Origin of the sequence: Proteiniphilum propionicum (assembly GCF_022267555.1) — a bacterium.
GTDB classification, from domain to species: Bacteria; Bacteroidota; Bacteroidia; order Bacteroidales; family Dysgonomonadaceae; genus Proteiniphilum; species Proteiniphilum propionicum.
In genome coordinates, this window is record NZ_CP073586.1 from 316,174 (window position 1) to 335,664 (window position 19,491).

The 19,491-nt window shown below is 41.9% G+C and carries 20 protein-coding genes and 1 pseudogene; 6 read left to right on the top strand and 15 right to left on the bottom strand.

Going from position 1 to position 19,491, the window contains the following annotated elements; genetic code table 11:
* The first annotated feature begins 82 nt into the window (after window positions 1-82).
* Together KDN43_RS01140 and KDN43_RS01145 are read left to right on the top strand one after the other, a co-directional pair.
* Window positions 83-2,005 (top strand): ATP-binding protein, encoded by a 1,923-nt coding sequence (locus KDN43_RS01140; protein WP_238867875.1) that lies wholly within the window; start codon window positions 83-85, stop codon window positions 2,003-2,005.
* 6 nt (window positions 2,006-2,011) lie between these two features.
* On the top strand, window positions 2,012-2,623 hold the full coding sequence (locus KDN43_RS01145; RefSeq protein WP_238867876.1) for a response regulator: 612 nt from the start codon (window positions 2,012-2,014) through the stop codon (window positions 2,621-2,623).
* A 62-nt stretch (window positions 2,624-2,685) separates the two neighbouring features.
* Here the strand turns inward: KDN43_RS01145 and rplI are convergent, their stop codons facing one another.
* From rplI to rpsF, 3 genes and pseudogenes are all read right to left on the bottom strand, one after another.
* Window positions 2,686-3,129, bottom strand: a complete 444-nt coding sequence (gene rplI, locus KDN43_RS01150; protein ID WP_238867877.1) for a 50S ribosomal protein L9 — start codon at window positions 3,127-3,129, stop codon at window positions 2,686-2,688.
* A gap of 15 nt (window positions 3,130-3,144) precedes the next feature.
* Entirely contained in the window at window positions 3,145-3,411 is a 267-nt protein-coding gene (gene rpsR / locus KDN43_RS01155; protein WP_238867878.1) for a 30S ribosomal protein S18, read from the bottom strand.
* Between the two features lie 105 nt (window positions 3,412-3,516).
* Window positions 3,517-3,849 (bottom strand): annotated as a pseudogene (gene rpsF / locus KDN43_RS01160) (30S ribosomal protein S6); the annotation flags it as partial.
* Between the two features lie 197 nt (window positions 3,850-4,046).
* On the opposite strand from rpsF, the gene zwf reads away from it, so the two are divergent.
* Both zwf and pgl read left to right on the top strand, forming a co-directional pair.
* Complete coding sequence (gene zwf / locus KDN43_RS01165; protein WP_238867879.1) at window positions 4,047-5,576, top strand: glucose-6-phosphate dehydrogenase; 1,530 nt, start codon at window positions 4,047-4,049, stop codon at window positions 5,574-5,576.
* A 25-nt stretch (window positions 5,577-5,601) separates the two neighbouring features.
* On the top strand, window positions 5,602-6,330 hold the full coding sequence (pgl, locus tag KDN43_RS01170) for a 6-phosphogluconolactonase (RefSeq protein WP_238867880.1): 729 nt from the start codon (window positions 5,602-5,604) through the stop codon (window positions 6,328-6,330).
* A 13-nt stretch (window positions 6,331-6,343) separates the two neighbouring features.
* Here pgl and def read toward each other — a convergent pair whose 3' ends face one another.
* The 4 genes from def to folB form a co-directional block, all read right to left on the bottom strand.
* A complete protein-coding gene (def, locus tag KDN43_RS01175; RefSeq protein WP_238867881.1) occupies window positions 6,344-6,904 on the bottom strand; it encodes a peptide deformylase in 561 nt (186 codons plus the stop codon).
* A gap of 92 nt (window positions 6,905-6,996) precedes the next feature.
* Entirely contained in the window at window positions 6,997-7,416 is a 420-nt protein-coding gene (gene ruvX, locus KDN43_RS01180; protein WP_238867882.1) for a Holliday junction resolvase RuvX, read from the bottom strand.
* Between the two features lie 7 nt (window positions 7,417-7,423).
* On the bottom strand, window positions 7,424-8,164 hold the full coding sequence (gene lptB / locus KDN43_RS01185) for an LPS export ABC transporter ATP-binding protein (RefSeq protein ID WP_238869517.1): 741 nt from the start codon (window positions 8,162-8,164) through the stop codon (window positions 7,424-7,426).
* A gap of 188 nt (window positions 8,165-8,352) precedes the next feature.
* On the bottom strand, window positions 8,353-8,706 hold the full coding sequence (gene folB / locus KDN43_RS01190; protein WP_238867883.1) for a dihydroneopterin aldolase: 354 nt from the start codon (window positions 8,704-8,706) through the stop codon (window positions 8,353-8,355).
* A 390-nt stretch (window positions 8,707-9,096) separates the two neighbouring features.
* Between folB and KDN43_RS01195 the strand changes: the two genes are divergently transcribed.
* Complete coding sequence (locus KDN43_RS01195; protein WP_238867884.1) at window positions 9,097-10,887, top strand: aminopeptidase P family protein; 1,791 nt, start codon at window positions 9,097-9,099, stop codon at window positions 10,885-10,887.
* A gap of 187 nt (window positions 10,888-11,074) precedes the next feature.
* On the top strand, window positions 11,075-11,596 hold the full coding sequence (locus KDN43_RS01200) for a gamma carbonic anhydrase family protein (protein WP_238867885.1): 522 nt from the start codon (window positions 11,075-11,077) through the stop codon (window positions 11,594-11,596).
* Between the two features lie 52 nt (window positions 11,597-11,648).
* Here the strand turns inward: KDN43_RS01200 and KDN43_RS01205 are convergent, their stop codons facing one another.
* The 8 genes from KDN43_RS01205 to dnaB form a co-directional block, all read right to left on the bottom strand.
* Complete coding sequence (locus tag KDN43_RS01205) at window positions 11,649-12,917, bottom strand: peptidase U32 family protein (RefSeq protein WP_238867886.1); 1,269 nt, start codon at window positions 12,915-12,917, stop codon at window positions 11,649-11,651.
* A gap of 112 nt (window positions 12,918-13,029) precedes the next feature.
* Window positions 13,030-13,431, bottom strand: a complete 402-nt coding sequence (locus tag KDN43_RS01210; RefSeq protein WP_238867887.1) for a DUF302 domain-containing protein — start codon at window positions 13,429-13,431, stop codon at window positions 13,030-13,032.
* A 21-nt stretch (window positions 13,432-13,452) separates the two neighbouring features.
* Window positions 13,453-13,947 (bottom strand): thioredoxin, encoded by a 495-nt coding sequence (gene trxA, locus KDN43_RS01215; protein WP_238869518.1) that lies wholly within the window; start codon window positions 13,945-13,947, stop codon window positions 13,453-13,455.
* Complete coding sequence (locus KDN43_RS01220; RefSeq protein WP_238867888.1) at window positions 13,947-14,204, bottom strand: DUF6132 family protein; 258 nt, start codon at window positions 14,202-14,204, stop codon at window positions 13,947-13,949. Before KDN43_RS01220 ends, trxA begins: the two co-directional genes overlap by 1 nt.
* Before the next feature lie 36 nt (window positions 14,205-14,240).
* Window positions 14,241-14,573 carry an ArsR/SmtB family transcription factor gene (locus KDN43_RS01225; protein WP_238867889.1) on the bottom strand — a complete coding sequence of 111 codons (333 nt, stop codon included), beginning with the start codon at window positions 14,571-14,573 and terminating at the stop codon, window positions 14,241-14,243.
* Window positions 14,574-14,669: 96 nt separating this feature from the next.
* Window positions 14,670-15,365, bottom strand: a complete 696-nt coding sequence (locus tag KDN43_RS01230) for a porin family protein (RefSeq protein WP_238867890.1) — start codon at window positions 15,363-15,365, stop codon at window positions 14,670-14,672.
* Window positions 15,362-17,362: a muramidase family protein gene (locus KDN43_RS01235; RefSeq protein ID WP_238867891.1), complete on the bottom strand. Its 2,001-nt coding sequence runs from the start codon at window positions 17,360-17,362 to the stop codon at window positions 15,362-15,364. Before KDN43_RS01235 ends, KDN43_RS01230 begins: the two co-directional genes overlap by 4 nt.
* A 275-nt stretch (window positions 17,363-17,637) precedes the next feature.
* Window positions 17,638-19,173 carry a replicative DNA helicase gene (gene dnaB, locus KDN43_RS01240; protein WP_238867892.1) on the bottom strand — a complete coding sequence of 512 codons (1,536 nt, stop codon included), beginning with the start codon at window positions 19,171-19,173 and terminating at the stop codon, window positions 17,638-17,640.
* Between the last annotated feature and the right edge of the window lie 318 nt (window positions 19,174-19,491).

The following is a 19,491-nucleotide window of genomic DNA, read 5'->3' on the forward strand; positions in this document are numbered from 1 at the left end:
AAAGGGGTATTTTAAAATATGTTACTTAATTTAAATTTGTATTCATTAAATTTCCCTATTTTTGGAGAAAAATTGAATTACTATGAAACCAAAAAGGAAAATTCCGGCTTGCATTGCTCATCTTATCCTGATATTATTGTTATCAACAGGATGCAACTTAAAAAATGGCTCTTATCTAAAAGCAACAGATCCGGAACACAATCCCGATACACTTCTTTCACATTCACAAAATCTACTTTATACTTATCCCGACAGTGCTTATATGCTTGCAGTAAAAGCCGGGGAGCTGGCAAAAAGCCACCAAAACCCCCTTGCATTAGCCAGGGCTTACAAGTTACAGGGAAGTTTTTATTCTGATATCAAACAGGATTTTGAGATGGCAACAAAGAGTTGTGAGCGTGCCGACAGCATTTACCGGAAGCATTCAGGTAGCGATTTTGTCCTTGGGAGAGGTACTATATACCATAACCTGGGTACAATAGAGCTGCGCAAGGGTAATTACCTGTCCGCCATCGAGCTGTATATAAATGCGATGCGACTTTTTGATACTGTAAAAGACACTAAAATCCTCCCACGAACTTTAAATAACTTATCCACTCTCTACTCTTTTCTAAAGGATGACAAAAAATCGGAAGAATATGCACGAGCATGTTATGCCATGGCAAAGAAAAATAGGGATGAGTATCTGCTCTCGGTGAGCAGTACCACACTTGCGGCATCATTGATTAACCAGAGAAAATATGATGAAGTCCCGCAAATGCTTGAAGAAGCCAAAGCCATTGCTTTAAAAAGAAAAGATTATTACATTTTAGACCTGGTACATTTGAACTACGGAGGATATTACAGGTATTATAAAAATGATTACGGGCAGTCGGTTAAGCATCTTCTTAGTGCATCTGCCTTTGCCGACAGCCTGAGTAACGAATATGAACAAATGCGCGTTTCAATCAATCTTTCTGAGGCATATTTCTCAAATAATCAACTCATGGAATCGCGTAATGAAGTTCAAAAGGCATTAGCGTGGGCAGAAAAATTCCAAACCGGAGATATAGTACAGCGAGCATTGTGGCTTCTATCAAAAATTGAAGAGCAAAACGATAGTTTTGCCACAGCATACAATTACCTGGATTTATCATACAGTATGCGTGACAGCATACTTAATGAGAACAACAGGCAACATCTGAACTTACTGGAAGCCACCTTCCAGAATGAAAAAAAAGAGATGAAAATCAATTCATTGCAAAAAGATCAGAAAAATTACCAAATTATTGTTTTGTTAATTGTAATTTCACTGTTATCAATGATTTTACTTCTACACCTCCGCAATAAAAACACCAAAGCAAAAAAACAGCTAGCCGACAACAAAGTTATTCAGCTCGAACAAGAGAAGCAGCTTGTAGCCACTCAGTCAGTGCTGGAGGGAGAGACAGCCGAACGCACACGCTTGGCCAGGGATCTTCACGATGGATTGGGAGGAATGCTTTCTGCAGTAAAACTAAACCTTTTTGATATGAAAAAAGATGTTATCATTGAAGAAGAAGATGTGTTCCGATTCAACAAAGTGCTGGAGATGTTAGATAAGTCTATGCGGGAACTGCGTCGCGTGGCACACAATATGATGCCAGAATCATTGTCACGCTACGGATTGAACATAGCACTGTCTGATTTTTGCGATAGCCTCCCCAACGTAAAATTCCATCGTTTCGGCAACAATGAACGTTTGAATCAAAAACTGGAAATAATTGTTTACCGTACGGTTCACGAACTGGTAAATAACGCCCTTAAACATGCTGAGGCGACTGAAATAAATGTCCAGTTATTGCAGGAAGAAGACCGGGTTTCCGTTACCGTTCAGGACAACGGAAAGGGTTTTGACCCTACTGTAAAGACAGATGGGATAGGTTTGATAAGTATTCAGAACAGAGTCACCTCATTTAATGGCACAATGAACATCTGTTCAAAAACAGGTGAGGGGACAGAGGTAAATGTTGACTTTAAAGTATAAAACATTATGATACAGGTACTGATTGTAGATGATCACAAAATACTGGTCGAGGGGTTAAAAAAGCTGATAGATGAATCAGAATTTGCCACTGTTTGCAGTACAGCCTACACAGGCAAAGAGTGTTTACAACAGCTCACCCTGAAAAAGGCAGATGTAGTATTGCTGGATATAAACCTGCCTGATATCAGTGGTATCGACCTCTGCAAGGAGATTCACCAACGCTATCCCGACCTTAAGATTGTCGCGTTGACCAGTTATGGTGAATACGCAATGGTGCGCCGTACACTGGAGAACGGCGCCATGGGCTATGTTATAAAAAACGCTATGCCCGAAGAGATTCTCCTGGGCATCAGAACAGTAATGGACGGAGAGCGTTTTCTGAGTGAAGAAATAGATATGCTTATGCGCAAACGATCACGCAACCCAGTGTGGCTCACACCACGGGAAAAAGAACTTTTACAATTCATTGTTGAAGGTTACACAAACCCTGAGATTGCCGATAAGATGTGCCTGGGGAACCAGACCATCAACAGTTATCGAAAAAACTTACTGCTCAAGTTGGGCGCCAAAAACACAGCAGTGTTAGTGCGAATGGCGCTTGAAGAAAAACTTGTATGAGAACAATGCAAAAACCCCAGGCTTTTACCCGAGGTTTTTGCATATCATGTTGCGTAAAAATCTTATTCGGCAACTACATCAAACGGAATTTCAACAGAAACCTCTTTATGCAGTTTTACTGTTGCCACGTAGTTACCAACCTCTTTTACCTGTCCTTTTATCACAATTAACTTTCTGTCCACTTCAAAGCCTTTTTCCTGAAGTGCATCAGCAATCTGAATGTTGGTAACAGAACCGAAAATGGTACCGGTAGTACTGGTTTTGGCTCCTATGGTCAAAGTAACGCCTTCCATCTTGTCAGCTAGAGCCTGTGCATCGGCTTTAATCTGTGCAAGCTTGTGGGCACGCTGCTTTTGATTCTCAGCCAGCACTTTCTTTGCTGATTCACTGGCAATAACAGCTTTTCCCTGAGGAATAAGGAAATTACGTGCATATCCTTTTTTTACATTCACTACATCATCTTTGTAGCCTAAATTCTGTACGTCTTCTTTTAAAATTACTTCCATCTCCTATTCCTCCTTTTATTTCATTAAATCGGTTACGTATGGAAGCATGGCAATATGACGTGCTCTCTTTACTGCCTGTGCAATACGTCGTTGAAACTTCAATGATGTACCGGTAATTCTCCTCGGTAAAATTTTCCCTTGTTCGTTAAGAAACTTTTTCAAAAACTCAGGATCTTTATAGTCAATATATTTGATACCGTTCTTTTTGAAGCGGCAATATTTTTTCTTCTTCACATCCACCGACAGTGGTGTCAAATATCTGATTTCTGTTTGCTTAGCCATCTCTTAATCCTCCTTTTCGTTTAATTCTACATCTTCAACCGCCACAGCAGTCTCTGTCTTTCTGGTCTTTACAGTTTCAGAAGCCTGGGGACGGGCTTCATGCCTTTTGCCTCCTTTGTTGTTTCTTCTTTTTTCGGCATACTCCAGCGCAAATCTGTCTTGTTTAACTGTCAGGAAACGGATAACCCGTTCATCACGACGGAAATTAACTTCCAATCGTTCAATCATCGAAGGATCTGCTTTGAATTCCAGAAATGCATAAAATCCGGTAGTTTTCTTGTCAATAGGGTAAGCCAGTTTGCGCAAACCCCAATCCTCTTCGTTTACAATTTCAGCTCCTTGGTCCGTAAGGAGTTTCTTGAATTTTTCAACCGCTTCCTTCATCTGTACATCAGACAAAACGGGAGTCAAAATGAAAACGGTTTCGTAATTATTCATACTAAATTAATTATTAAAGCGTTAATTGGAAAAAATATTTTTCGAGCGGCAAAGATACAACAAATTATAATACATTCAAAACGACAACAATGATTACTTTCTATTGGCAGTCGATTTTTTCTTTGAGAGCTGTAGATTCAACTTTTTTGCTCTACATTTGTTGCATATTTATCTTAACTGCTAACTCAATTTTTAAAATGAAAAAAATATCCAATCAGGCGCTGGTAATTTTCGGCGCCTCAGGAGACCTGACATATCGCAAACTTATTCCTGCCGTATTCGACCTGTATATGAACGATTCTCTGCCTGAAGGATACGCCATTCTTGGAGTAAGCCGGTCGGAATTAACCAATACCCGGTTTAGAAAAAAAATGAAAGAGGGGATCTTGCAGTTCTCACACTATAAGGATGCAGCCTCAGATAAGATAGAGAGCTTCCTTTCCATGGTCTTCTACATGAGCATCGATACCGGAAGGGGAGAAGAGTATATACATGTGAAAAATAAACTAGGAGAGTTGAATAAACAGTTTGTCCTCGGATCTAACTATATTTTCTACCTATCCACACCACCTTCTCTATACACCATAATACCTAAGTTTTTATACGGACAGGGACTCACGATGCAACAAAAAGGGTTCAGAAGAATTATTATCGAAAAACCCTTCGGACATGATTTTTTTTCGGCTGTTGAGCTTAACAAGCTGCTGCTTGAGTTTTTCAGTGAAGATCAGATCTACCGCATCGATCACTATCTGGGCAAAGAGACCGTGCAGAATCTAATGGTTACACGCTTCGCCAATGGCATTTACGAGCCGCTATGGAACAGAAACTACATCCAGCATGTGGAGATTACTGCCGCGGAAAGTATAGGTGTTGAGGACCGAGGTGGGTATTACGACCAATCGGGAGCACTTCGCGACATGGTGCAAAACCACCTTTTGCAGGTATTGTCATTGGTAGCGATGGAACCACCAAGCAAAATAACACCGGAAGAGATTCGCTACGAAAAGATGAAGGTTTTCCGTTCATTGCGCCCTTTTAGTGAAACAGATCTTAAAAACAACGTAATACGCGGGCAGTACACTGAAGCCACTGTACGGGGCAAACATTACAAAAGTTATCGCGATGAGAATAATGTGGATAAAAACTCCCGAACCGAGACCTATGCAGCGATAAAAGTATATATCGACAACTGGCGCTGGGAGGGCGTACCATTTTATATACGTACAGGTAAACGGCTTCCCACACACGTATCGGAGGTAGTAATTCACTTCAGGCCATCGCCCCAAAAACTATTCAGATCGGCCGACATGATGGATCAGTCTGACAATCAACTTATACTGAGAATTCAACCCGATGAGGGTATACTGCTAAAAACAGGTATGAAGGTTCCCGGCAGTGGATACGAAGTAAAAACTGTCAATATGGATTTTCACTACTCTGAACTGAACGACCATTATATACCAAGCGCATACGAGCGGTTGATTCTCGATTGTATGGCCGGCGACAACATGCTCTTCATGCAGGGTGAGGCTGCCGAAGAAACGTGGAAATTTGTGCAGCCTATCCTCGATTACTGGGCGAATGACAAGAATATACCTCTTCATGGATATCCTTCCGGTTCATGGGGGCCCGATGTAGCTGATGACCTTATTGAGGGAAAAGAGAACACATGGCGATACCCATGCAAAAATCTGGCGGAAGACGGAATATATTGTGAACTATAGAACTACAAAAAAATCATTTACTTGCATGAGAAAAATTAGAATTTATAATACTGCTGAAGAATTAAACATATCATTTACCGGGTGGCTTACAGATATATTAGCTGAAAAGGAGCTTGCAACAATAGCTCTCTCTGGTGGTTCCACACCCAGGTTGCTGTTTGATTATTGGGCCAGACTGCCCGAGGGTGCAATAGATTGGACAAAGGTCAAATTTTTCTGGGGAGACGAACGCTGCGTTCCTCACACAGATGTTGAAAGCAATTACGGGATGACGAAAGAGCATCTGTTTAACTTTATACATCTGGCTGACAAAAATATTTTTCCTGTTCAGGGGGATAACGACCCTGAAGCTGAAGCCAAAAGATATGGCGAACTGCTGAATAGAGAGCTGGAATCAAAAAATGGGATACCCGTTTTTGACATAATGATGTTGGGTATGGGCGACGACGGCCATACGGCCTCCATCTTCCCTCATGAAATGAAACTCTGGTACAGCGACGAAAATTGTGTTGCTGCGACTCACCCCGTAAGCGGCCAAAAGCGTATCTCTCTCACTGGAAAAGTGATCAACGCCTCTAGCAACATAGCTTTCCTTATAACCGGCGAAAATAAGGCACAAAAGGTGAAGGAGATAATTGAACAATCAGAAAATGCAGAGGATAAGTATCCAGCCGCTCTTGTGCAGCCTGATTCGGGAAATCTTTTCTGGTTTCTGGACAATAAGGCAGCGGCCAGGCTCACCAAAGGAGAGTGATAGCAGAACTATATCACTTTACGGTTCTGATCTTATATTCGCAAGCAACCTTTCCCTTTTCCATGTTTGAGAGCTTACCCTTCACCATACGCTTACGCAGCGGTGATATTCTGTCGACAAACATTATCCCGTCCAAATGATCATACTCATGCTGGATGACCCGTGCCATAAAACCCGAGAATGTAATATCTTGCTGAACAAGGTTTTCATCAAGATACTTTATGCGTATCTCTCCTTCACGGGGTACTTTTTCATGAATCCCCGGGATACTCAGGCATCCCTCTTCAACAGCCTCAATTTCACCGCCGCGCTCAGTGATATGAGCATTTATAAATACCTTTTTAAAATCTTTGAATCCGTTATGTTCCTCACTCGCAAGCGGAGAAAGGTCCACTACAAAAATCCTATCCTCTAGCCCCACCTGCGGAGCGGCAAGCCCAACTCCATCAGCATTATACATGGTTTCAAACATGTTCTCAACAAGCTCACTCAAATTGGAATAATTAAGGGGATCGATATCTTTTGATACCTTGCGCAACACAGGGTGTCCGTATATATATATTGGTAAAATCATAATCTAATCTTCAGCTTACCCGGCCTTGTCGCACTGCCGGGTATAAAAGCCTCGGGTACACTTCTCTCAACTGCGTAATAAAACTGATAAACTTATTTTATTCTTTTGCTTTCCATGTATCCCTGCAGGATAATGGTAGCGCTTATTTCATCTACTAACTCTTTATTCTGACGGCTCTTCTTTTTGAGTCCCGCATCTCTCATTGTCTGTTGTGCCATTCTGGATGAAAACCGCTCATCGTAATACTCCACGGGAATATCAGGGTATAGCTTTCTAAGACGATTCACAAACGGCTCTACTCTTTTCATATTTTCCGAAGGTTCGTAATTCATCTGCCTGGGGAGGCCAACAACGATACATGAGACATCCTCTTTTTGAAGATATTCACTCAGAAAATCGAAAAGTTTTGAGGTCTCCACTGTCGTCACCCCGTTGGCAATGATCTGCAGCGGATCGCTCGCAGCTATTCCGGTACGTTTTTTGCCGTAATCTATAGAAAGGATTCTTGCCATACAGCGTTTATAAAGTTTCGAATACACGTTTTCTGAGTTCAAAATCACGTCCCAGGTATTTTTCACGCACGATTGTATTGGCTGCCAGCTCTTCAGCTGTGCCCTGAAACAACACCTTCCCTTCAAAGAGGAGATATGCGCGATCGGTGATACTTAATGTTTCATCTACATTGTGGTCTGTGATAAGAATTCCAATATTTCTATATTTTAATTGAGCTACAACAGATTGAATATCCTGCACTGCAATAGGATCAATTCCGGCAAAAGGTTCGTCCAGCATAATAAATTTCGGGTCAATAGCCAGGCAACGTGCAATCTCTGCACGGCGCCGCTCTCCACCCGAAAGACGATCACCCGGATTTTTACGCACTTTCTCCAGCCCAAACTCATTAATCAGTGACTCCAGCTTGTCGAGCTGCTCTTCGGGCGACTTATCAGTAAATTCCAATACCGATTTGATATTATCCTCTACCGTCATCTTTCGAAAAATAGATGCCTCCTGTGCAAGATAACCGATACCACTCTGGGCGCGTTTGTAAACAGGATAACGTGTAATATTCCGGTTACCGATAAATATTTCACCTTCATTCGGAACAATCAGCCCCACCGTCATATAAAAAGTGGTAGTTTTACCAGCTCCATTAGGTCCCAGCAGTCCTACTATCTCTCCCTGCTTCACATTTATGGAGACATGGTTTACCACTGTGCGCTTACCGTATTTTTTAACAAGATTTTCGGTGCGCAACATCAGCGGCCCGTCCTGTTGCTCAACAGGGCCGGCATTTTGTAAAGTGGTGTCATCTTCTGCAACGGCAGTTAATGTTATTTCATCTAAGCGCTGGTCCATTTATAAATAATTTATGCAAAGGTAGAAAAAAGTTGCGAGATAAGCAGGATGGTTGCAATGAGATCTGTCTCATCACTCCATAAAAAACATTAGCAGGTTATTATAACCTCAGCACTTTCCATCTCACCATTGACAGGGGGATGCATCTTTTTCACACTCACCTCCACTGCAGATAGCACAGGGTAATATTCCCTTATCTTTCTGCATATTCTGCAGGCAACATGCTCAATAAGGTTTGAAGGGATTTTCATTTCCTTGTTTACCAGATCATACACATCTGAATAGTTAACGGTATCTGATACATCATCAGACATGCTGGCTGCCTCAAGATCTGCTTTAAGAGTAATATTCACTTCAAATTCATTACCTATAACCTTTTCCTGCTGCATCACTCCGTGAAATGCATAAAAATGCATCTTGTTAAGTCTTATTTTTGTTTCCATTTTTATTCTCAATTAGCTGACACATTGATGAATATCTGCCTAAGTCTTTACTTAATATCAATATCATCATGCGATTATGCTGTTAACTTTAAAAAAGGGCATTTGATACTAACAATTAATTATGAGTGATCGACTGAAAAAAATACCGGAATACAGGAATACATGATAAACCAACTTCATAATTGATTTATATTGTCCTGATCTGTTTTCAAGATCACCGGATAATAGATTGCCAGTTTTTTATCGTTCCTATCATCCATGCCAGTTTGACATTTAACAGAACAGTAATTTTATTATGCACTGTTTACTCTTTATCCTGTTTTGAAGCCCAAAAATAAGAACAAATTATTATATTTGTTGTTTAAAAAATAAATTCATATTGTAAATATAATGAAAACAAACGAAATTCCCGAAAGGCTCGCTGCCCTGAGACATTTCATGGAGGCAAAAAAGCTTGATGCCTTCATCATCCCAACTACCGATGCTCATTTGAGTGAATATCCGCCCAAACATTGGGAATCCAGAAAATGGATAAGCGGTTTCACCGGATCAGCCGGCACAGCGGTAGTTACCAAAGAAAAAGCAGGAGTGTGGACCGATTCGAGGTATTTTCTGCAAGCGGCAGATGAATTGAAAGATACGGGATTCGAACTTTTCAAAATGGGGCAGCCCGGCACTCCGGATATGACGGACTGGATTATTGAACAGACGGGTCAGGGCGCCACTGTAGGCATAGATGGAATGGTATATGCCGCTTCTGATGCAATAGCACTGAAGAACAGACTCAATGCAAAAGGGATTAGTCTTGATTCATCATTCGACCCTTTTACTGAAATAAGGGCCGATCGTCCCGAGATTCCCAAAAACCGCATTTTCATACTTCCTGATGATATTACCGGAGAATCTGTGACAAGCAAGATCGGCCGAATCAATGCCAGGCTGAAGAAGCTGGATGCGGACGGTCTAATAATTGCCACGCTCGACACCATTGCATGGACTTTCAACCTGCGGGGAAACGATGTTGAATACAATCCCGTGGCAGTTGCCTATGCATACGTTTCAGAAAATGAGACGGTACTGTTCATCGATCAGGTAAAATTGACCGGTGAAGTGGCGGGCTTTTATAAGGAACGGGGAATCAAGATTGACGATTATCACAAAATCTTTGAATATGTATCCAGGCTACCGGAGAACAGTTCTGTTTGTGTTACAGGCAACAAAATTAATTACAATCTGCTTCTGACAATTCCTGCTTCATGCAAAATTGTGGATGTTCCATCACCGGTAGACCTGATGAAGAGCGTAAAGAATGAAACCGAACTTAAGGGCTTCCGCAATGCAATGGTAAAAGACGGGGTGGCACTCGTGAAATTTTATATGTGGCTTGAAAAAGCAGTCCCTACAGGGGAGGTAGCCGAAACAGACATCGAAAAAAAGTTGCGAGAATACCGCTCCCGGCAGGACCTGTTTGTTGGAGAAAGCTTCGGAACTATTGCAGGATATGGTACTAATGGTGCCATCATTCACTACCATGCTTCGCCGGAGACATGCCTGAAATTGCAGCCTGAAGGATTGTTGCTGATAGATTCCGGCGCCCAGTACAAAGACGGCACCACCGATATCACCCGCACGGTAGCATTAGGGGAGGTAAGCAAACAGATGAAGGAAGATTATACCAATGTGCTTAAGGGTCATATCGCTCTTGCTACAGCCATATTCCCAGAAGGCACGCGTGGTTCCCAACTCGATATTCTTGCCAGAAAAACTTTGTGGAACAACGGCCTTACCTACTGGCACGGAACCGGTCATGGCATCGGACATTTTCTCAACGTACACGAAGGTCCCCAGAACATCCGCCTTGAAGAAAATCCGACCCCACTACAACCTGGAATGGTCACTTCAAACGAACCCGGGGTATATCGTGCCAATCAATATGGCATACGAATTGAGAACATGATTGTGACCCGGGAGTACAATAAAACTGAAGAGTTTGGCACATTCTATAATTTCGAGACCATCACTCTTTGTCCCATCGACACCAGGCCTATAGCCGTTGAACTCCTTACCGCAGAAGAGATTAAATGGATAAATAACTATCATAAGATGGTGTACGATAAGCTAAATAATCATCTTGATAAGGATGAAAAAATTTGGTTGAAAGATAAGACAAAACCCATTTAAGAAATGGTATTACAGATAATTGAGCTGTCGCATATATTGTGATGACAGTACCAATACAAGCAATTGTTAAATAAATAATTCAGGGCACGTGTACCTTCTCGTGTACCTTCTATTCCAAAAGCGATACCTGCCCTTGAATTATAAATATAAAGCCTCAAATTCAAAAGATCAGATCCAAATAAAGACAATGGCCCTTATAAAATCAGTTCGCGGCTTCACTCCCGTGATCGGCGAAGATACATACCTGGCAGATAACGCCACCATCATCGGTGATGTGGTTATCGGCCGCAATTGCAGCATCTGGTTCAATGCGGTGCTTCGTGGCGATGTAAACTCCATCCGTATTGGCGACCGTGTGAACATTCAGGACGGCACTGTTCTTCACACTCTCTACCAGAAATCCGTATCAGTCATTGGAAACGATGTCTCCATTGGGCACAACGTGGTTATTCACGGTGCTGAGATAAAAGATGGCGCACTTATTGGGATGGGGGCAATAGTCCTCGATCATGCAGTGATTGGTGAAGGGGCAATCATTGCAGCGGGCTCAGTAGTGCTGAGTGGCACTCAGGTGGAGCCTGGCAGCATCTATGCCGGTGTGCCCGCCAAATTTGTAAAAAAGGTAGATCCTGAACAATCCAAAGGGATGAATCAGAAGATTGCCAACAACTACCTTATGTATTCCGGCTGGTTCAAGGAGGAGGGATAAATAAGTTGATTCTTTCAATTTACTTCAGCAAAGTACCATTCCGTACACTGATTCAGCGTTCATGCGACGTTCCCTTTCTGTTGGCAGCAACCATTTTGTAGAGCTGGTCGTTGGGGCGGATCTTTTCGTTGACTTTAATGGAAAAATGATCTCCCTTGAACGCCTCCGGCACAGTGGCCAGATCCACGCGAATATCGTCGGCCGTGACAAAGACAGCTCCGGTGGTAGGGCCTGTGATCAACAGTTCGTCACCCTGTCTGACCGATTGTGTCTCTACCAGAAACTCTGTCACGCCAAGGTTTCCAAAATGCTTGATGGCTTTACCCACATACACCTTCCTCTTTGTGGCGCCTGATCCGTAGCGGTGTGTCCACTCACCCAGCCGTTGTCCAAGATAATAACCGTTCCAGAATCCGCGGTTAAACACGGTTGAAAGGCGTTCGTTCCAGTCGCTTATCTTCTCTTCCGTATATATGTCACTGCAATAAGCCTGTACCGCTTCCTTGTAGCACGACGTTACAATACGTACATATTCGGGGCCCCTTGCACGCCCTTCAATTTTAAACACCTGCACACCAGCATCCATCATCTTGTTCATAAAATGAATGGTTTTAAGGTCTTTGGGTGACATAATATACTCATTGTCTATTTCCAGTTCTATCTCGCTATCTTTATCCTTCACTATATATCCTCTACGGCATATCTGGTTACATGCCCCCCGGTTGGCGGAAAGATTTTTTTCGTGCAGGCTCAGGTAACATTTTCCGGATACGGCCATGCACAAGGCACCGTGTGCAAACATCTCTATTCGAATCAGCTCTCCCGAGGGCCCTATAATCTGCTGCTCCACAATATCGCGATGGATGGAAGCCACCTGTTCGAGGGTGAGCTCCCGTGCCAGAACCACCACATCGGCAAACTTTGCGTAGAACTTCAGCGACTCGGTATTGGTTATATTCAGCTGGGTGGAGAGATGCACCTCAACGCCGATGCTGCGGGCGTACATCAACACCGCCACATCGGCTGCTATGATGGCTGACAGGTTTGCCTCCCTTGCCGCATCCACAATCTTGCGCATCAATGTCATGTCATTATTGTAAATGATCGTGTTCACCGTGAGATAACTTTTCAGGTTATTCTCCCGGCAGATGCGGGCAATGTTGTGCAGATCGGCTATTGTGAAGTTATTGGAGGATTTGGCTCGCATATTCAGCCCTTCAATACCGAAGTAGATTGAATCTGCCCCTCCCTGTATGGCAGCCGTCAGTGACTCATAAGACCCTGCCGGCGCCATTATCTCGTAATCTTGTATCGAATTCATTATCCAGCTGTAATTTGGAAGTACAAATGTACAAAAAATCGGGTAATAGAACGAGGGTGAAATCACGTTGTGATACACCCTCGTTCCTTATAACAAATAATAATTGTAACAATTATTGTTCCTTTACTATTTTCTCTACAAATTTTTCGGCATCGCTGTACGCACCAGACATTACATCCAGCACCGGGCCTCCTATATGCGAGGCGGGAATTGCCGGGTTCATACGCGACACATAGGTGCCTCCATCGTCTTTTTCATAAACAGCAATACGGCAGGGCATCATGTTTGAATAGAGCCGCAAATGATCGTCCGACAATAAGCGATAGGCATGATCGGGTTTGCACAGCTCTATCACTTTCACAGGAACAACATCTTTCCCGTTTTTTCTCATTGTCTCCTGCAAGTCGTGAATATGTAAAACTCTCCACCCACCCTCTACAATGATTTCAGATAGTCTGTCCACAGTCTCTTCAAACCCGAATCTGCTCCTGTTTTCAAAAAAAATCTGTTCCATAGCCTCTCTTATAAATTTATATTAATTTTTCAGCAGCACCTCATCTATTGCTTGTTTAAAAGCATCTTTCGGAAGAGCTCCCTGAGCCATTTGCGGGGATTCCCCCATAGGACAGAATAGCAATGAAGGAATACTCCTGATACCGAATTCAGCGGCAAGCTGCTGCTCTGCCTCCGTATCTACTTTGTAAATATAAATATCATCCTCATATTCAACTGCCAGCTCTTCCAGGATAGGAGCAATCATTTTGCATGGCCCGCACCAGTCTGCATAGAAGTCGATGATACAAGGTTTGTCTCCAAGATAAACCCATTTATCGGGGTTCTCTTCTAAATTTGCCACTTTCTCCATAAAGTCGGCTCTTGTCAAATGAATCGTTTTCATACTATTTTCAGTTTTAATTGTGTTTGTTTCCTGTTTTGTTTCTGTTATGGTTGCAGCTGATTTTTGTTTCATGTTATTGCATGAAACAATAGCAACAGTCAAAGCAGAAGCAAATAAGATTTTTTTTATAATCATAATTTTTGATTTATATCATTTTTTTTTGAAACCTCTTTATATTTTTTACGTGAACTGTCTCCGGTAAACAGCTCGAAAAGGAGATAACCTACCACTGCTCCATAAAGCATCATTCTGTAGGGATTGGAGGTTATCGGACATGTCCCCTGCAGACATCCTACGTAATGGTAATAAAGGTATCCGCCAAGTGTTCCTGTTGCTATTCCGGCTATTTTAAGCCAGTGCTTTATAAAAAAATCACTTATCTTTTGCATTGTCATCATATCTAAATTACAAAGATGTTATTTTACTTAATTGTTATTGCTACGGCCGCAACCCATCACACATTTCAACACATTGGAAATTCGTTTATCTTTAATAGAGTAGAAGCTGTTTTTACCGCTTCTTCGGCAATTAAGAATTCCTTTTGCCCTCATATCTGTGAGATGATGAGATAAGAGTGATTGCTCGCAATCCATATTTTCCAGTAACTCCGAAACAGACTTCTCATCAGTCTGCGAGAGCTGTAATATAACGCATAAACGAGTTTCATTAGCTAGCGACCTCAATAGATAAGCAGCTTCTTCAAATTGTGATTTATCAATTTTCTGATCTTTACCTATTTCTATTTCTAAATCTTCCATATTTTACCAGCTTTCAAATTAATGAATCTATATATGAACATGTATTCATCTAAATTTGTTCAAAAGTAGTACATTTTTCTTTATGTACAAAATTTTTTATCTGATTTTTACGTAATAGGTCAGCTTTGCCTCAATTGCACGATGCGCTGACCGTGAGAAGAAGGCATTTTCGCTTCTACGGCTGGTAAAGAGGTCACCCAAACCAAAATAATAACGCCCTTCAAGATCGAAATCGCCAATGGGAGTTTTCAGAGCAACTCCTGCTCCTCCAATCAGGCCATAATCCACAACACTCATTTCACTTCGCGGACTGTACTGAACACCGATACGGGCATCGGGGCTGGCCGACCTGCGGGCTTCAAGGTCATCGGCAAGTGCCTGGCTCATTTTCTGTTTATCCCCAATAAGAAAACTTATTTGCGGACCGACATTAATTATAAAACGGAAGCTATTACCAAAATAGATATGAGTCATAAAAGGCACCTCAACATAGTTTAGCGTTCTGGAATAATCAAACCCTGATTCCGGGTCGAACTCCTCTTTCCATCCTCTTTGTGCAAAATTCAACTCTCCAATCAATCCCAAATGTTTTTCAGAGATCAGTTTAGCAGCAATGCCACCATGAAAACCGATATTCAATTTCTGCTGAATGCCTGGCACGAAGTCCATGCTTGATGAAGCAACGCCTCCACCGGCTCCAATATAAAGCTCACTTTTAAAAGTCTCCTTTTGCGCATAGATAAAACTACTGCACATTAAAATAACAGAGACAATGGAGAAGAAACGTTTCATCTGCTTTTGTCAGTTTTAATAATCCTTCCGTTCGTGTCATATAGAACCAGATACTGTCCGGTATTAATGAAACCGCCCCAATTGTTTGGTCTTTCGAAATTGAAAGTAAACTGAAGGGGGGCTAAACGCACCTGCCTCATATTTTGCTCAAAACTAGATCCGTACCGGTGCATAGCGGTCAGAAAAAACAGTGCTGTATCGTACCCCCACATAGCATAATTAGGATAGGTATCCATCAGTTTTCTGTCATACCATCTTCGGAAATCATCAATGAAAGCCTTTGTACCGGGATCACTATCATCAATAAAGAATGGTGTAAAGATATAGGTGCCGAAAAGATGGTAGTCATCTTTCAGGTTCGAATATGTCTGCCACTCAGGATACCCGTACAGACGTGTCATAAATGCTGAATCTGAATCACGCACCTTTTTCAGTTCATCCATTATCTGGCGGATGGTACCTGCATCACCGCTAACAGGCACAATAACATTCTCCCTGTCGCTGCTCAACAATGAAAGGATAGAACTGCTGAGTGTGCTTGTCAAAGCAATAGTTTCGTATTTTATTTTATTACTCCGTAGATTATTCTGCAACATTGAAACGAACTCAATTTTATCGTTCAGCCCGCCATTTACAAAAATAATATTTGAATTTCTGAATGTCTGCAAAAAAGCTGAAGATGCTTTGTTGTATGATGAACTCAGCATCGGATTTACCTGAAAGATATTCCCGTTGTTCAATACTTCGCCGTTGCTTTGAGAGAATGGTACTACATACTTTATATTAAAGGCTTTTGAAAAATCGGATAAGACCTTTATCTGTGCATCGTTTACTCCTCCTACGATAAGGTTAAGCGACTGCATCTCCATTGTTCCCAGCAAGCTTTGCAGTTTTTTTGTGTCATTATCTTTTCCGATCTCAAAAACATATAACTCTATATTGGCACCAATGTTTTTCATTTTTTCAACTGCAAGCAGAAACCCTTCATAGTACTCCTGCAATCGTAGATGCGCCCTACCAGTTTCATCCAAAAATGGTAACAGCAACCCCACCCTGATCATATCTACCCTTTGTGAGCGGACACTCTGTGACAGAAGCCGGTTAGCTTCGTTGATTGCAGACCGTGAATTTTCGTCTAAAGCACTTTTTTTCACTGGTACAATAATCTCCATATTGGTTTTCAAGCCCCTTTGAAGAGATGAATTATAACGTTCAATATCCTCAATGTCAACACCGTAAAGAATTGAAATACTGTACAGAGTTTCTCCTTTCTGAACCTTATGTACTATGTTGGTAGTCTGATTCTCATATGGAGTGATCACCTCATACGACTCGAAGAAAGGTATCCGTATTGTTTTACCTATCTGAAATGTCTCTACAGACAAACCGGGGTTGGCTCTCATTACATCTTCCGGTTTGAGAGAGTAGGTTCTGGAAACAGAATAAAGCGTCTCTTTCGGGAGGATGGTATGATAACGATAGTTATCTTCTTTAACCTCGCTAATGACCCTTCTCTGAGGGATTGTAAGAATCTGGCCTTCAGAGATTGTTTGGCTGGAACCTGGATTTAGCCGGTATATCTCATCAACTGTAGTATTGTACATTTTAGAGATACTATACATGGTTTCCCCACTCACAACAGTATGGCTGAAGGTTGAATTCTGATCTACAGGGCGTGACGGCCCTGAGCTTATTTCGTTGGTGCCGGCAGACAACAGCCCTGAATTATCCTTAGTGACCGGGATAAGCAACTTCTGGCCTCTTTGCAAGCCGCTGCTTGCCGAGGGATTGTTACGAATAATCTCTGCAACAGAAACCGAGAAGGTGCGCGAAACAGCATATAGGCCCTCACCGGGTTGTACACTGTACTCGTAGTACTTCTGACCGTTAACGGTAACGGTTTGGTAATGCAGATTCTGCGCCAGAAGTGAAATGAGTCCTGTGTTCAAAAAAAGAACAATAGCAATAATTTTGCTTATCCTAAGCATGTTACCCATCTTTATCTGTTTTTAATGTGAGGTCACTTATACAACTTTTAACGGACAAAAGTACGAATATTATTTTGAATTGTACCTTATAACATCATGAGCGGCCTGTAGTTTGACAGTAATTAAAACAATTTAAACACAATTATAGTTATAATCTTTTATTTACTCTTTACACGTAACTGTTTCACAGGATTATACAGGAAAACTTCAGTGTTAACATATTAAGTTTAATAACTGTATGAAAACAGTATGACACAGAATCTATAATGCAGTCACACTTTCTATTAGAACGGGAGAGGATCTTTATTTTGTGAAATAAAATCGGATGAAGAGAACGATGATTCACCCGAAGGTTCTGCCTGTTTTGAATTTTTATTCATCTTTGAAGGGCGTTCCACATATCTCTTACCTACAGCATACTCGTCAAGATTCTGAAAACGCGCGTATTCACTATCGAATCTCATGTTGGCTATGCCCGTAGGACCGTTACGATGTTTCGCTACAATGATCTCCGCAATACCAACCAAAGAGTTTCCGCGATCATCTTCAGTGATACGGTAATATTCCGGCCGGTGGATAAAGCATACTATATCGGCATCCTGCTCAATTGCTCCAGATTCGCGAAGATCGGCAAGCTGCGGCCTCTTCCCTTCGGTCCCCTGGCGTGTTTCCACACCCCTGTTAAGCTGTGAAAGAGCAATAACAGGAATATTAAGCTCTTTTGCCAGCCCCTTCAACGATCGCGATATCATGCTCACCTCCTGTTCGCGGCTGCCAAAACTCATTCCACTGGCATTCATAAGCTGCAAGTAGTCGATTATAAGCACTTTCACATCATGCTCACGTATCAGGCGGCGCGCTTTTGTACGCAACTCAAACACCGACAGGCTGGGTGTATCATCTATATATATGGGTGCATTATATAAAAACTTGTGATTTTTGTCAAGCCTCTCCCACTCGTCTTCCGAGAGTCGCCCACTTTTAATGCTCTCACCTTTTATCTGGCATACATTAACAATTAAACGATTCACCAACTGCACATTAGACATTTCCAAAGAAAAGATGCCGACAGGCTGTTCATAATCGAGTGCAATATTTTTTGCCATTGAAAGGACAAAAGCCGTCTTTCCCATAGCAGGCCTCGCAGCGATAATAACAAGATCAGACTTCTGCCAGCCTGAAGTAAGCTTATCCAACTCCTTAAAACCGGTAGGCAAGCCACTCATACCATCCTTCCGGTTTGCAGCCAGCTGAATATTCTGCATCGCCTCCTTGATAATAGGATTGATCTGTATTACGTCTTTCTTTACGTTCCTTTGCGAAATTTCAAACAGCCGCCCTTCGGTTTCTTGCATCAAGTCATCCACATCAACAGTTTCATCAAAAGCCTGTTGTGAAATCTCAGAGGAGAAAGAGATAAGTTCTCTAGCCAGATATTTCTGGGCAATGATGCGAGAATGATACTCGATATGCGCTGCAGATGCAACTTTTTCTGACAGCTCGGCAATATAAACTGCGCCACCTACCGTCTCAAGTTCTCCTCTCCTCTTCAGCTCCTCTACCACCGTAAGCACGTCCACAGGCTTCTGTTGCATGGCGAGTCCCTGAACTGAACCGTAAATAAGCTGATGAGCAGGGTCATAGAAACTTTCAGGTTTCAATATCTCACTAACTACCGAATAGGCATCCTTTTCGAGCATCAGCGCACCAAGCACTGCCTCTTCTAGTTCTTTGGCCTGTGGAGGCAATTTACCTATATCAGGGGCAACAACTGTTTTTTCTACTACTTTTACAGAGGGTCTTCTTTTTTGTTTTTCCATTTCAACAAATATTTACTTAATGAGTGTAAAGTTAGGGAGTAATTTATTCCTTTGAGAATTTTGTGCTCCATTCTTCCCCAAAAGTTATTAACAAGGTGTGTTGAAAACTTTTCTTCAATACAGTTAAACAAATAAGGCATGCTAAAATAAAATTTACCTGCCAATCATTAAAGCATAGACAAGCACCATTGCAACGGCAACAATTAACCATCGTTTCAATTCTTTCAGGAAAGCATTTAAAAGATTGGCCAAGTTTACGTATCTTTGCCGTTAGGTAACAAAAAAAATCGACAAAGTGCTTTCATATGAAGAGAGACT